This window comes from Acinetobacter sp. YH12235 (assembly GCF_013417705.1).
In the GTDB taxonomy this organism is placed as follows: domain Bacteria; phylum Pseudomonadota; class Gammaproteobacteria; order Pseudomonadales; family Moraxellaceae; genus Acinetobacter.
This window is the reverse complement of record NZ_VPDL01000019.1, coordinates 26,689-40,519: the sequence shown is the minus strand read 5'-3', so window position 1 is coordinate 40,519 and position 13,831 is coordinate 26,689. Positions and strand designations below refer to the sequence as shown.

General features: G+C 44.1%; 14 protein-coding genes. 1 reads left to right on the top strand and 13 read right to left on the bottom strand.

Features of this window, described 5'->3' with window-relative positions; translation table 11 throughout:
- Positions 1–106 precede the first annotated feature (106 nt).
- From gph to FTV13_RS10770, 13 genes are all read right to left on the bottom strand, one after another.
- Positions 107–775: a phosphoglycolate phosphatase gene (gene gph, locus FTV13_RS10830; RefSeq protein WP_180012048.1), complete on the bottom strand. Its 669-nt coding sequence runs from the start codon at positions 773–775 to the stop codon at positions 107–109.
- 78 nt (positions 776–853) lie between these two features.
- Entirely contained in the window at positions 854–1,513 is a 660-nt protein-coding gene (locus tag FTV13_RS10825; RefSeq protein WP_179991964.1) for an FHA domain-containing protein, read from the bottom strand.
- 62 nt (positions 1,514–1,575) lie between these two features.
- Positions 1,576–3,831, bottom strand: coding sequence for a type II secretion system secretin GspD (gspD, locus tag FTV13_RS10820; RefSeq protein ID WP_180012046.1), 2,256 nt, complete (start codon positions 3,829–3,831; stop codon positions 1,576–1,578).
- A gap of 38 nt (positions 3,832–3,869) precedes the next feature.
- On the bottom strand, positions 3,870–4,724 hold the full coding sequence (locus FTV13_RS10815) for a type II secretion system protein N (protein ID WP_180012044.1): 855 nt from the start codon (positions 4,722–4,724) through the stop codon (positions 3,870–3,872).
- Positions 4,724–5,467, bottom strand: a complete 744-nt coding sequence (gene gspN / locus FTV13_RS10810) for a type II secretion system protein N (RefSeq protein ID WP_004781653.1) — start codon at positions 5,465–5,467, stop codon at positions 4,724–4,726. The genes FTV13_RS10815 and gspN overlap by 1 nt, the downstream gene beginning before the upstream one ends.
- Positions 5,468–5,654: 187 nt before the next feature.
- Positions 5,655–5,981: an H-NS family nucleoid-associated regulatory protein gene (locus tag FTV13_RS10805; protein ID WP_079281036.1), complete on the bottom strand. Its 327-nt coding sequence runs from the start codon at positions 5,979–5,981 to the stop codon at positions 5,655–5,657.
- A 154-nt stretch (positions 5,982–6,135) separates the two neighbouring features.
- A complete protein-coding gene (locus FTV13_RS10800; protein ID WP_004781650.1) occupies positions 6,136–6,561 on the bottom strand; it encodes a thioesterase family protein in 426 nt (141 codons plus the stop codon).
- Positions 6,562–6,568: 7 nt separating this feature from the next.
- Positions 6,569–7,762, bottom strand: a complete 1,194-nt coding sequence (locus FTV13_RS10795; protein WP_180012042.1) for a heme biosynthesis protein HemY — start codon at positions 7,760–7,762, stop codon at positions 6,569–6,571.
- A gap of 6 nt (positions 7,763–7,768) precedes the next feature.
- The gene (locus FTV13_RS10790) at positions 7,769–8,608 is read right to left on the bottom strand and encodes a hypothetical protein (protein ID WP_180012040.1); all 840 of its coding nucleotides are present in this window, start codon (positions 8,606–8,608) and stop codon (positions 7,769–7,771) included.
- 7 nt (positions 8,609–8,615) lie between these two features.
- Entirely contained in the window at positions 8,616–9,383 is a 768-nt protein-coding gene (locus FTV13_RS10785) for a uroporphyrinogen-III synthase (RefSeq protein WP_166136799.1), read from the bottom strand.
- Positions 9,383–10,306 carry a hydroxymethylbilane synthase gene (hemC, locus tag FTV13_RS10780; protein WP_159123732.1) on the bottom strand — a complete coding sequence of 308 codons (924 nt, stop codon included), beginning with the start codon at positions 10,304–10,306 and terminating at the stop codon, positions 9,383–9,385. Before hemC ends, FTV13_RS10785 begins: the two co-directional genes overlap by 1 nt.
- A 114-nt stretch (positions 10,307–10,420) precedes the next feature.
- Positions 10,421–11,161, bottom strand: a complete 741-nt coding sequence (locus FTV13_RS10775) for a LytTR family DNA-binding domain-containing protein (protein WP_005232557.1) — start codon at positions 11,159–11,161, stop codon at positions 10,421–10,423.
- Positions 11,162–11,230: 69 nt separating this feature from the next.
- Entirely contained in the window at positions 11,231–12,385 is a 1,155-nt protein-coding gene (locus tag FTV13_RS10770) for a sensor histidine kinase (protein WP_180012038.1), read from the bottom strand.
- Here FTV13_RS10770 and argH point away from each other — a divergent pair.
- On the top strand, positions 12,376–13,806 hold the full coding sequence (gene argH / locus FTV13_RS10765) for an argininosuccinate lyase (protein ID WP_180012035.1): 1,431 nt from the start codon (positions 12,376–12,378) through the stop codon (positions 13,804–13,806). The two genes, FTV13_RS10770 and argH, sit on opposite strands and share 10 nt — an antisense overlap.
- Positions 13,807–13,831 lie beyond the last annotated feature (25 nt).

The following is a 13,831-nucleotide window of genomic DNA, read 5'->3' as shown; positions in this document are numbered from 1 at the left end:
GGTTTTTCTCTTTAAATTAGGGTTACTCAGTATGGAAATGGAATTGGACTGAGCGACGCCATCGAAAAACCTTACAACTATTCATCTTATTTCCTTCGTACCCTATTTAAGTAAGCAACTCACGTAGATCATCGACAATTTCTTGAGGATCACAGTCTGCTATATTTTCACCATGATTATAGCCATAGCTGACTACAATACAATCTATACCCGCACGGCGCGCAGCTTCGATGTCATTGACTGAGTCCCCGATCATCAGTACCTGCTCTTTGGTCACGCCATAATGCTCCACACAATGCAACAACTGACGCGGATCTGGCTTACGCTCGGTAAAGCGATCACCACCAATCGTGTCATCAAAGTATTGCGCCATTTCCAGAATATCCAGAATACTGCGTGCCGGTTCTTCTGGTTTATTGGTCACACAGATCAGTTTTTTATCGTTAGCCTTACCCCATTCCAGAAACTCGATAATTCCGTCAAATGGCTTGGTATCTACACAAGGATCGGCATTATAAATTTCCAGGAACGTCGCAAGTAATTCCTGATGCTGGGCAGGTAATACTTCTCCCACCAAATGCTGGAGTACGCTTTCACAGAACTTGGACGTTCCTTTACCGATCCACACCCGTACCTGCTCCTCAGTCACCAGGGGTAGCTGCAAGACATTCAGGCTCATATTCATGGCTCGATACAGATCATGGGCTGAATCCACCAAGGTACCATCCAGATCGAATAAAATCAGCTTACGTTGTTCCAATTGTGCAATTGACATCCTGCCCCTCATTTTCTTTATTTGCAGCCATAAAAAAGGCATGCGTGATGCATGCCTCGATTGTAACCAATCATGGGCTTATTTAAACAACACCCAGGCGATAATCGCCAAAATAATCAGAACGATTAGTGAAATCAGTCCAATAGATGCATTTTTCTGTGCTTCTTTTTCCTGCTCTACACGAGAAACAGGCTGTTCCACCGGAATCGGTGCGGGTTCTGGCTTAACCGAGCTCAGGTCTACCCCTTCAGCAATAGGCGCAGGTTTTGGAATACCGACATTGGTCGGCATACCATCACGGGTCAAGTTGACTGAAGCATCACGCTCTTTCAATTCTGGAATGCCCTGCTCATTCATCTGCTGGGCAGGAGTTTTCTCAACCGTTTCGATTTCTTCAACCACTTGCTCTGCTGTTTCTTCAACTTCTGGCGCCACTTCAACAGGCGCTACAGGTTCAAGAACCAGAAATTTCAAGGTGGCAAACTGGACTACATCGTCTTGTTTTAATCGCGTTTCCTGCTCAATACGCAAGTCATTCACGAAAGTGCCATTAGATGAGCCTAGATCCTGTACCCATAGTGCATCGTTTTTCAGCAGAAAAGCAGCATGCTTACGCGAGATTTCCGCAGCCTGCAGCACAATATCAGCCGCCTGATGACGCCCTACCAGCATGTCACGGTCGATTGCTATTTCCTGTCCGGTCAAGTCATCGGTAATTGCCTGTATTTTCCAAGTCATGAAATCTACTTCTCTATTCTCTTTGACATTATCATAACATGCTGTATGCAAATGCGAATGGTCTAGCTTTTTGGTCTAAGTGTGGTTGTTGTAACGGTATTTCTACTTTTTTCAACCTGCTGGACTGGCTGCTGTACCACTTGTCGCTGAATCCCTGGCTCAATTGCCACTGGTGTAGCCACTGCTGCGGCTGACGGCGTTGACGCTGGCGCACTCGGAACATTCTGGTAGGACGAATTCGTCAGTGGTGTCTTGGAAACTGGAATACGCTGTTGATACACATCTTCAACACTTTCCGGTAGCTTGGCAAAATTACCGTCTGAATCGAGTGCCAATTGCAGGCTATAGAGTTGACCATAACGTTGTTGGGCCAGTTTACGTACTTCATTTTTATCCCCCACAATCGTTGGATGGATAAAGATCAATAAGTTACGTTTCTGATTAGACTTACCTTCAGCGCGGAATAAGCGCCCTATACCCGGAATCGCTCCCAGACCTGGAACAGCCTGACGTCCATACGTAGTATTATCCGAGATTAAGCCACCGAGTACGATGGTTTGCCCATGTTCAGCCAGAATCGAAGTTTTAATTGCACGCTTGCTGGTCACCAAATCCTGTGCTTGTCCACGATCTCGATTGACCGCAGAGACTTCCTGTTCAACTTCCAGACGTACCGTACCATCTTCACCAATGTGCGGTACAACTTTTAAGGTCACCCCAACATCTTTACGCTCAATGGTGGTATAAGGATTAGCCACGCCTGAGCCACTGGTCGAAACCGAACCGGTCACAAAGGGTACATTCTCACCCACGACAATATAGGCTTCTTCATTATCCATGGTCACAATCGACGGCGTAGATAATAGGTTAGACTTGGTGGTTTCTTTTAAGGCCTGAATCATCGCACCATACAGGCGACGTGAACCATCACTGCCTTCCTGAAAATCTCCAATCACAATGGAACTACCCGCACCCACAGTACTTGCAGCACCTAAGCCACCACCTGCGAGATAGCCCGCCGCAATATTTCTCAGACTAGTACCAAACTTATCGAAGTTAATTAAGCCAATTCCGCTGCTGATATCCCCCAAAGCCCATTGCACACCCAGCTGGTCCGCATCTGTCCCTTCTACTTCAATAATTGCAGCTTCAATCAGAACCTGTTGACGGCGCACATCCAACTGATCAATCGCAGATTCAATTTCACGCATCAGTTGCGGGTCTGCTTTAACCACCAGAGAATTCTGCGTGGCATCCGCAATAATACTGACGCCATTGGCATTAAAGCTGCTGATCCCGCCTTGCTCGGTTTTCATGCCAGTATTGAGCTGAATATTGGATGCACCTGAGCTATTTGAGCTAGTGGTATTATTGTTATTCAGGTTATTAGTCGAATTATAAGAAGATGAGCTGGAAGAAGAATTATCCAAACCAGTATTGACTGCCTGCCCTGTCACTAACCCCTGCAAAATTTCCGAAAGATTCTTGGCACTGGCATATTTCAAACGGAAGACTTTTAAGCCCCCCAGACGGTCTGCTGCAGGCACATCCAGTGTTTCAATAATCTGACGAATGCGCTTGCGTGTCGCTGGATCCCCTTTAATCAGAATACGGTTGGTACGCACATCTGCCATGACCCGTACCCGTGAACCACGCAGATCTTTAGCTGCACCTGTCGCTGCCATTGAATCAATCAGCTCGATCATTTCTTCGGCCTGACTGGATTGCAGGCTAATGGCTTCAATATCATTCTGGCCCGTGCCATCCAGATTACGGATGATGGTTTCCAGCTGATAGATATTGGTCGCCCGGTCCGACACAATCAGTGCATTGGTACCTGGAACGGCAGCCAAATGGGCAAACTGTGGCATCAACGGACGCAGGGCTGGAATCAGGTCATTCGGATTGGTATTTTCCAGCCAGATCACGCGAGTGACAATCTGGTCACCAGTCGCACGATGACGTGCATCATAGGGAATCCCGGAGCTTTTGACATTGCTGTCTGGAACCAGCTTGATGGTATTTCCTGAAGGAATGGCCACTACACCATTGACATTCAAGACCCCTAAAAACAGGTCATAAACTTCGTTTTTATTCAGTGGCTTGTTGGAAATGACCGTGACATTACCTCGAACCCGAGGATCTACCGCAAAATTTTTACCGGTAATATCCGCCACTTCATTAATGAAGGCGGTTAAGTCTGCATCCCGGAGATTGATTTTCCAGGTTTGCGCATAACTTGCCGTACTGACCATAGCAACCAATGGTGCGGCCACACAGAATGCCCATGCTGATCGATTATTATTAAATAAAGCCATAAACTTTTGTGTTTCCTAACCCTATGCGTGATGACACATCACTTCAAATCCTGTTGTATGGTCATCACCTGATCACCACGTTTTATTTCTAGTTTGACCTGACCTTCACGTCGAGCCTGTTCCAGTAATTGTGCTTCGGTTTGTCCCTGTGACAGGGTCTGACCATTCAAAGACAAAATCCGGTCTCCCGGTCTTAATCCCAAGCGATTACGCAGTGCAGCCGGTGTCCGTGAAGTGACTTCATAACCACCCTCTGCTGCACTTACCCCCATATTCTGTAAGTACTGGTCCTTATTTTCCTGCATCTGCTGGATAGCCCGATTGATTTCACTCTGCGGTGAAGGTTGCTCAGGCATACCACTTTCCGTATGCATCGGAGGCATCGGATTTGAAGATGCTGAGGTATCCGGCACGATTGGCTGGTTTAAACCATTTTCCAACCCTTTAAACAGGATTTCTTGGGTCGCACCGCTTGATTTACGCAAAATCACCCGGTCCCAATACACTTCAGCCAGCGTAAAACCGCTATTCCCCAATACCTCTCCGACCCGATAACGGTCAGACTGGTCATTAATTTTCAAGACTGCTGAAGAGTTATAGCTTGGGCTCGCCACCACAACCCCCTGCAAGACAATATTGGCAGTTTCAGCAGTGTTCGCTGCGTAAGTAGTTTCCTGAAATAGTGAAAAGGCACTAATATTTGGCACTTGAGTCTGTTGTGACCCCAGTTCTACCTGATCAATCTGCATCGCTTGTGGCGGAGCCACCAGAAGCCAGAATAAGGCGGCCAATTTCCAGCATAAATACAGAATCAGCAGGAATAATAAAATTGGAGCAACACGCTCCGTCTGTTTCAGATCAATATTTTTAAAATAATCGAGTGGGCTTGCCATCAGTTGAAGCCCCCCATCAAAGGCTGACGAGTACTAATCACATAAGTATCCAGTCCAGCTTTACCGGTATAAGAAGGAGCATTGAGTAAAAAGCGCTGTGTCAGCTGAATATCCAGCATCAGGCTTGGATCCAGTTTAATATTCAACATACGTTGATCACGATTATCACGTACGTCCAGCAGCAGCTGTCCATTCTCATCAGATAACTGACCACTTAGAACCGGTACATTCATACGCTCCTGACGCTGGGCAAACGTGTAAATCAGTTCACCACCACTCCATTGCATCTGACCGTCTACATGACTAAAGCCTTGCTCTTTTTTATATTTAAAATCGAGTTCTTTAAACTGAATCGGGTTGGTAGGCCATTGCCAGTCAGCAATCTTCTTTAAAGTTTCAGGTGCAAGCTGTCCCTCAAGATTTTTGACGGTTAAAGTTTTATTCAGACCATAGCCCATCACACCCGAAAACTGGGTATTACCGCTATGCAGATCAATATTTGCCCCTAATCTCAGCAACAACAGGTCCAAAGGACGAACCTGCCAGTTCAGACTTCCCCGAAGATTACCTTTTTTCCAGTCCGCACTTCCCTGCCAGATATTCCCGCTTACATTATGTAAGACCTGATTATTTTTATAAAATTTTGAAATTAACCAAGCTGCAGGAACTTGCAGAATTACAAAGACAAAAAAGGCTAGAATTGCAAATATCAACCATTTTAATGTTTTCGGCTTATTGCTCATCCCGCCACGACCAACCTATCCAATCGAAACCCCTAAATTTATAGTTTTGTCATTTTATAATCACATTATGCACACTTTTTCTCTGACGCCAATTCATAGGCATAAAAAAACCAAGCAGGATGTGCTTGGCTGATCAATCACAGGCCGTATGCATAACAGCCTGATGATGAATAATGCGGCAGAAGGATTAGATCACGAAATCTTCCAGTTTTGCGCCTTTCTCTAATTCAGCAACTAACCAGCGTGGCTGTTTACCGCGACCAGTCCAGGTGTCTTCCGGATTGCTTTTACTGCGATAACGTGGCTCTACAGACTTACGTGCAGTTTTTTTACGTTTAGAAGCACCAAATTCAAGAAGCTGTTCAATCGTTAAGCCTACTTTGTCGGCAATATCCAATACCTGATGATAAGCATCTTCAATTTCCTGATCTTTTTTCAAAGCAATTAAAGACTCAGCTTCTGCTTGTAAACGTTTTAACTCTTCAACTGATAAATTTGTAATGTCTGGCATCATGTTCTCCAATAAATAGCATTATTTCTTTTAATAAATAACAAACCCATCATATTTATATTAAGTGTAATATTCAATATAAAATTTTAAATGTATAACAATAAACTTAAGGGCCATTACAAAATTAATCATTAAATTAGAGATAAAAACTCTAATATTAAATTTCATGTTGTACAGTTAATTCTAGCGATTTTATTTTTTCTCGAATATGTTCAGGTATTTCAGTTTTCTGCATATTTTTATTTAAACATACAATTACTGCTTCTGAAGTGGCCACGATACTTTGCTGCTGTTCACTCCATAATAAATAATGCATTCTGACTGCACTATTCCGAATTTCATCAATTCGTGCCGCCACTTTTAATTGATCTGGATAAACCACAGGTTTTAAATAACGGCATTGATTTGAAGCCACTACTGTTAAAATATCTTCATCAAAAATATTTAATTTACCCAAATAAGCCAAACGGGCACTTTCTATATAACGGTAATACATGGCATTATTAACATGCCCAAACGCATCCATGTCTCCCCATGCAACAGTTTGCGAATAAATCACCGGATATTGTTGTAATTCTGACATTATTTCCTCAAATTCTGATTTCAATAAAATTAACATTCGATTCAAATACGGCATTTAACTGCTGTATTAAATCCTCTCTTCCCTGCAATACAGATTTAATTCTCAAATAGCTCATGCGGATGTCATCTGGATAGAGATCCAGCAATTGCTGAGCTTCTTCTACCCGGCCAGTCGCCTGTAGAATATGCCATTTGGCAAAACTTAATATTGGCAGTGCAGTATATTTTGCATCCCAAACTGAGATCTGCTGCTCAATATCTGCATAATCTGGAAACTGCTTTAATAACTGCTGCTGGAACCATAAATAGAATACATCCTGATTAAATTGGAGTTCCAGTAAGTGTTTAGCAAGGCTTTCATGCTCAACGCTCATTTCCGGCATTCTAAATAATAGTTTCAACCATAATAGCTTGACTTCATAGTCACGATTAAATATGTCCTGTTTTAAATCCAGATAACGTTGTTTTAAATATTCCAAATCATCTTCAGTAGCTTGATCATAAGCTATTAATAATTGCTGCAGCCATATTTTTTTTACTTCTTGGTCTAAATGCCCATATTTGGTTGAACGTAAATATAACCAGGGAAACTGTAAGGCAAATTGCCCCCATAAAGCATTTAAACGCTGCTCATAAGCGGTTTTGACTCGTCTTAACCAGGGAGATAACTTATGTTGATTTAAAAATTCTAAATGCGTTAATGCCTGCTGACCATCCTGCTGCGATAAATAGATTTCAATCCGCTGTAATTCTGCCAGTTCAAATGCCATAGGATTAGACTGATTTAAACTACTCAATGCTTCGCTATATTGTTGCTGTCCCCAGGATAATCGGGCATCAATAATATACTTGAGCAATCCCGACTGATTAAAAGACTGCTGGATAAAATCCCGTTGATCTTGTGCAGCATTTAATAACCAAACTACGGCTAACTGCTCATAAGGATGCAAGCGGGCAAAGCTGAATACCGTTTCATGTTTACGCTGTTTAAAGCTGAGATAACGCTTGGTCGCATACCACAGCATATGCATCAGAAAGCTGATTACGATAAGCAAGCCCACCAGGAACCAGAAAGTGGTCTGGATTTGTAGTCCGCGCCAATACAGATAGACATAGCCCGCACCATAACCATAGCTCAGTACGCTCAAGATCGCTAAGCCCAGCAAACCAACCAGTAAATAAGCAAGTAAAATCTGTTTCATAAGCAATTAACCGATCAGGGTACGTGTATTGAGCTGAGGAGTAGGCGTTTGAGGTGCTGCCTTAATTTGCTCCAGTCGTTGAATCCATTGTTTGCTTTGCGCATCCGGAAGTTGAGCCAATACCTCGATCACACTTTTCAGGGCTTGCTGGAAAGCTACCTGCTGTCCTTGCTGCACACTATTTTCTGCAATCAGTAAACGCAGCTGAGCTTCTTTTAAGACCAGATTACGCTGCATTAAGACTGCACTCGGTTTCTCGACTGATTCAATCTGAATCCAGCGCTGCCAAAATGAGCTTTGGGCTGTAGCGCGATTCTGATGCTGCATCTGGATTTCCTTTTCCATCTCAATATCAATCTGTTGCAGTAATTCTTTTAATTTATTCTGTTGTACTAAACGATTGTTGATGAACTGCTTAAGGACTTCCCGATCCTTGTCAATCGCCTGATTCAGGCTACCCAGAAGAGCAGGTGCCAGTTCTAGATGTGCAAGCTGATTGGATAATTGGTTCAACTTTTCCATCGCCATTGCATATTGTTGCTGCTGCAAGGCAAACTCAACCAGATCCAGATATTGCTCGACTAAAGGTAGATCATCCTGCAAGTTAGCCCTAGGAGTATCCTGAACTGTCCCCTTGTTCGGTGTTTCAGGGTTTGCTGCTTGGCCCGTAGCAACCTGACGTTTTAAGGCCACCAGCTGATCATTCAGATTGGCATTCTGCTGTTGCAGCTGCTTAAAATTCTGGGTCAATTCAGTCTGTGCTGAATTTAAGCCAAACAGGTCATAGCTCAGCTTGGCAATCCACGCCAAGCTCAAGATGAAAAAAACAATAAATAATTTTTTCATGCGTTTCCTAGTACATCAGTAGCTGCTGCAAAATCGTCGATCCGCTTAAGTCCTCTAACTGAGCGAATTGAAAACCAGCCTGATGTTGCTGTTGATATTCCCCAAGCATGGCAGCCAAACGCGGCCCCAAAACCAAATACAATGCCCGATTAATGAGATGCGGATACGGCTGCATCAAGGCTAGCCAGTTAAGCCAGCTCGCTTCACTGCTGACCAAGACTGCATAACGGGGATTAGCTTCAAGGCTCGTCAAATGTTTAACTAATATCTCGGAAGTCACTGGCGGACACTGACGATCATATAAAATGAAATTCAATATATGAATTTGCTGATCCTTTAAATGCTGCATCATAAATTGACGCCCACCTTCACCTCGCCAAAAGGCGACAGTTGATCCGGTAGCTAATTGCTGTAGCACAGGCAATTGCAGCATCCCTTCCGAAGTCTCCACATCAGGCACATAACTCTGGATACCGTAGCTTGCTAAAGCCCGCTCGGTAGCTTTACCCACAGCGACCCACTGGACACTTCCAAGATCATGCAATGATAGGCCTGCCTGCTGCAAATATTGCATGCCAATTTGGGCAGCGGTCGGACTCACTACGACAATCAGTTTTGCTTGGGGTAGCTGCCTAAATAAACTGGCTAGCTCATCCGTATAAGGCTGCTGTACCAGTTCTAGCAAGGGCAACTCTATCACCGGAATTTGCGCTGTCTGTAGAGCTTGCGTTAAATTTGCAGCACGATCACTCGGACGGGTATTAATGAACAACATTATTTTGAATAAAGGGCTTTCAGTAACTCGCCTGCACCCTGATCTAGTAGATCTTTGGCCAGCTGCACGCCCAATTGCTCTGCATCTGCCATGGTTCCACTTTGCTGTGCGCGTAGCAAAGTTGCGCCATCTACGCTACCGACCCGGCCTTCAATCGAAATGACACCTTCATTTAAAGTGGCATAGCCTGCGATTGGCACCTGACAGCCACCTTCCAGATAGGCATTAAAGGCACGTTCGGCACGGACACAGGCATCAGTTTCTACATGTAACAGAGGCTGGATTAAATCTAATACTGCTTGATCTCCACTCCGGCATTCCAGGCCCAGTGCACCCTGTCCTACTGCGGGTAAACTTACTTCAGGCACAATACTATGACGAATACGATCTGCAAGGCCCAAGCGTTTTAAACCGGCACTGGCCAGGATGATTGCATCATACTGACCTGCATCCAGTTTGGATAAGCGTGTACCAACATTACCGCGTAAATCGATAATCTCAAGGTCCGGACGCTGTTTTAAAATCTGGGTTTTACGGCGCAAGCTGGAAGTTCCAACTTTGGCACCTTGAGGCAATTCGTCAAAACTGGCATAAGTATTTGAGACAAAAGCATCCAGTGGATCTTCACGTTCACAGATGACTGCCAAAGATAAGCCTTCAGGCAAAGCCATTGGCACATCTTTCATTGAATGGACTGCCAGATCAGCACGACCATCTAGTAAGGCTGCTTCTAATTCTTTTACAAATAAGCCCTTACCGCCAATTTTAGCCAATGGCGTATCAAGAATTTTATCACCCTGTGTAACAAAAGTGACTAACTCGACCTGAAGTCCAGCATGCAGGTCCTGTAAGCGTGCACGGATATGTTCCGCCTGCCAGAGCGCAAGTGGACTTTGTCGAGTAGCAATTTTTAGGGTCTTCATAAATTTCAATAAACAGTCAATGAGAACAATAGTCTAAACTTAACCTGCTCACTTGAAAATGCAAGCGAATTTATGCAAGTTTCAATACTGGTCCAGACGAACTCATTGATCCGTTTAGAGTTTCTGAATCCGTTCCCGCAAGAATGGCAAATGACGCCGACTGACCGCCAGACGCTCTTCCAGTTCACGACAACGCACCTGATACTGGCCGGAACTCACCACTTCCAAGCCTTCCAGATAGTGAACCGAAACCAGTGCATTACGGTGAATCCTGATGAACTGATGTCCAAACTCCTGTTCCAACTCCTTCAGGGTTTCATCAATCAGGACACTGCCGTTTTTATGGCGTACGGTCACATATTTTTGATCCGCCAGAAAATAATAGATATTTTCAACTGGCACCAATTCGACCCCGCGATAGGTCTTTGCCGCAATTTGATGGCGGCTGATATTGATTTCTTCCATATTTTCTTTTTGTTTTAGTTGGCTCATTTGAGCTTGGGTAAGTTTAATTAGATGCTCTAAAACCTGTGCCAATTCCTGTTGCATCACCGGTTTAAGCAGGTAGCCGTCTGCATTAGACTTGAATGCATCCAGCGCGTGTTGGTCATAGGCCGTACAAAAGACAATAGCCGGCATCGGGTCGAGCTGACGCAAATGCTGCGCACAGGTCAAACCATCCATTTCAGGCATTTGAATATCTAATAAGATGACATCAGGTTCATGCTGGTGAGCCAGATCAATTGCTTGACGACCATGCGTAGCTGTTGCAACCACATCATGCCCCAGTTGAGAGACTAAACGTGATAGTCGCTCGACAGCCAAAGGCTCATCGTCACAAATCAGGACGTCCATTTCTCCTCCTTAATCCAGTCAACATTATTCATTTGATTATAAGTTAACTGTGATTTCCTTGATTTCTTTTTATTTATAGCGATATTGCACAACCGTGGTAAACACCCCTCCACCGGCGAAAGTTTGAAACGTCATCGTAGGTCCGTAATAAGCTTCCAGACGCTGTCTGACATTTTCAATTGCAATACCATGTCCCTTTTTTAATGTTTTATTATCCTGCGTATAGGGGTTTGTTATGATGATATTAATTTGATTTTGCAAGATTTCAATCAATATGCTTATGGTACTCTTTGTCAAAATTTTTTCAACTCCATGGAAAATACTATTTTCCACTAGGGGTTGTAAAGTCAATAATGGAATTTGGACTTGTGAGTATAAGTCTTTGTTTTCTAATTTCCATTCGACCTGCAAACGCTCTCCCAGACGAATCTGTTCAATCTCCAGATAGCGCTGGCAGAGTTCAATTTCTTCCTGCAACTTGACCAGCTTCAATTCCTGAAAACTGGCCCGAAAAAGACGGGACAAATTCAGCAACATTTGTTCGGCTTTGTCCGGGTCAATACTGATCAGGCTAATCACGCTATTGAGACTATTAAACAGAAAATGCGGATGAATCCTGGCCTGCATGGCCTGAATCCGTGCATGTAATTCACTGTGCTGCTGCTGCGCCCATTGTTCACGCAAATACAGATAGCGAAAACAGAACATGCCTAACAGGATACCAAAACTCAGATGTAGGCCGACCTGATCCAGTGCGACTGCCAGACTCAGTCCCTGAAAATTCAAATTGCTGCCAAAATAAGTCAGCACATTCAGACTGGTCGTAGTTACCAAAACAATCGCCTGTAATAGCAAAAATCCGCAGATTAATGCCAGCTTAATCCCCATACGTTGAAAGTGCTGATGAAAAAGCTCGACTAGCGCTGCAAAACATAACAGTATCCAGTTGATATACAGCATATATTGAAGCAGATCTGCCAGATTGAGTGCCTGCCAGGACTGTGCTTTTGCCAAGGCTAAGACCATGGCCAGCACATTGCCGCCAATAAACATTTCCAGCAAATAGTGCAGCTTGCCGATCTGGCTAAAAAAATAGGAGCTTTGCGCTGATCTAGTCGGAGATGTAAAAGATTGATCGACTTGGACTTCGGCAACGGGCTTTGAATTTGTTATACTCTTTTTCGTTCTACTGCTTTTAATCTGATTGAGCCGACATGACCACATCTTCTAATTCCTCAAATCCATCACAAGCCCAGACTTCGGGTATGTGGGGCGGTCGTTTCTCTGAAGCGACTGATGCTTTTGTTGCTGAATTTACAGCATCTATTCAATTTGACCAACGTTTTTATAAACAAGACATTGCAGGCTCGATTGCACATGCAACCATGCTGGCAAAAGTTGGCGTACTGACCGAACAGGAACGTGATGACATTATCGAAGGTCTGACTGCCATTAAAGCAGATATTGAAGCAGGTAACTTCGAATGGCGCATTGACCTTGAAGATGTGCATATGAACATTGAGTCGCGCCTGACTCAGCGTATCGGCATCACCGGTAAAAAATTGCATACGGGCCGTAGCCGTAATGACCAGGTTGCCACAGATATCCGTCTGTATGTCCGTGATGAAATTGATGCCATCCTGGAATTACTGAAAAAATTGCAAAAAGGCATCCTGGGTCTGGCAGCTAAAAACACCAATACCATCATGCCAGGTTTTACCCATCTGCAAACTGCACAGCCAGTGACTTTTGGTCATCACTTAATGGCTTGGTTTGAAATGCTGGTACGTGACTCTGAGCGTCTGATTGATTGCCGTAAACGTGTTAACCGTATGCCACTCGGTTCTGCTGCTCTGGCAGGTACGACTTACCCGATTGACCGTGCTTATACCGCTGAGCTTCTAGGTTTTGAAGCTGTTGCTGAAAACTCACTTGATGCTGTTTCTGACCGTGATTTCGGTATTGAATTCAATGCTGCGGCATCTTTAATTATGATGCACCTGTCACGTATGTCTGAAGAAATGATCCTATGGACATCGGCTCAGTTCAAGTTCGTAAATATTCCAGACCGTTTCTGTACTGGTTCTTCGATCATGCCACAGAAGAAAAACCCAGATGTACCTGAACTGATCCGTGGTAAAACCGGCCGTGTATATGGTGATCTGATGAGCTTGTTGACCCTAATGAAAGGTCAACCGCTTGCTTACAACAAAGATAACCAGGAAGACAAAGAACCATTATTTGATGCGATCGATACGGTTCGTGGTTCATTAATGGCATTTGCTGACATGATTCCTGCTCTAGTACCAAATATTGAAATCATGCGTGAAGCAGCGCTTCGTGGCTTCTCAACGGCCACTGACCTGGCAGATTATCTGGTAAAAAATGGCGTAGCATTCCGTGATGCACACGAAATTGTGGGTAAAGCGGTAGCTCTGGGTGTACAGGAAGGTAAAGACCTGTCTGAACTGACACTTGAGCAACTGCAACAGTTCTCTGATCTGATTCAGGCAGATGTATTCGAAAAAGCCCTGACCTTAGAAGCATCTGTGAATGCACGTAATCACATCGGTGGTACTGCACCTGCACAGGTTGAAGCTGCGATCGAACGTGCGCATGCTCGCTTAGAGAAACTTTACGCTTAATTGCTTTCGCTTTAAATTGGAGTAT

Bases quoted from the DNA above. Each gene is read 5' to 3' on its own strand.
- gph (WP_180012048.1), bottom strand. From the start codon at position 775: ATGTCAATTGCACAATTGGAACAACGTAAGCTGATTTTATTCGATCTG.
- FTV13_RS10825 (WP_179991964.1), bottom strand. From the start codon at position 1,513: ATGACTTGGAAAATACAGGCAATTACCGATGACTTGACCGGACAGGAA.
- gspD (WP_180012046.1), bottom strand. From the start codon at position 3,831: ATGGCTTTATTTAATAATAATCGATCAGCATGGGCATTCTGTGTGGCC.
- FTV13_RS10815 (WP_180012044.1), bottom strand. From the start codon at position 4,724: ATGGCAAGCCCACTCGATTATTTTAAAAATATTGATCTGAAACAGACG.
- gspN (WP_004781653.1), bottom strand. From the start codon at position 5,467: ATGAGCAATAAGCCGAAAACATTAAAATGGTTGATATTTGCAATTCTA.
- FTV13_RS10805 (WP_079281036.1), bottom strand. From the start codon at position 5,981: ATGATGCCAGACATTACAAATTTATCAGTTGAAGAGTTAAAACGTTTA.
- FTV13_RS10800 (WP_004781650.1), bottom strand. From the start codon at position 6,561: ATGTCAGAATTACAACAATATCCGGTGATTTATTCGCAAACTGTTGCA.
- FTV13_RS10795 (WP_180012042.1), bottom strand. From the start codon at position 7,762: ATGAAACAGATTTTACTTGCTTATTTACTGGTTGGTTTGCTGGGCTTA.
- FTV13_RS10790 (WP_180012040.1), bottom strand. From the start codon at position 8,608: ATGAAAAAATTATTTATTGTTTTTTTCATCTTGAGCTTGGCGTGGATT.
- FTV13_RS10785 (WP_166136799.1), bottom strand. From the start codon at position 9,383: ATGTTGTTCATTAATACCCGTCCGAGTGATCGTGCTGCAAATTTAACG.
- hemC (WP_159123732.1), bottom strand. From the start codon at position 10,306: ATGAAGACCCTAAAAATTGCTACTCGACAAAGTCCACTTGCGCTCTGG.
- FTV13_RS10775 (WP_005232557.1), bottom strand. From the start codon at position 11,161: ATGGACGTCCTGATTTGTGACGATGAGCCTTTGGCTGTCGAGCGACTA.
- argH (WP_180012035.1), top strand. From the start codon at position 12,376: ATGACCACATCTTCTAATTCCTCAAATCCATCACAAGCCCAGACTTCG.
- FTV13_RS10770 (WP_180012038.1), bottom strand. From the start codon at position 12,385: ATGTGGTCATGTCGGCTCAATCAGATTAAAAGCAGTAGAACGAAAAAG.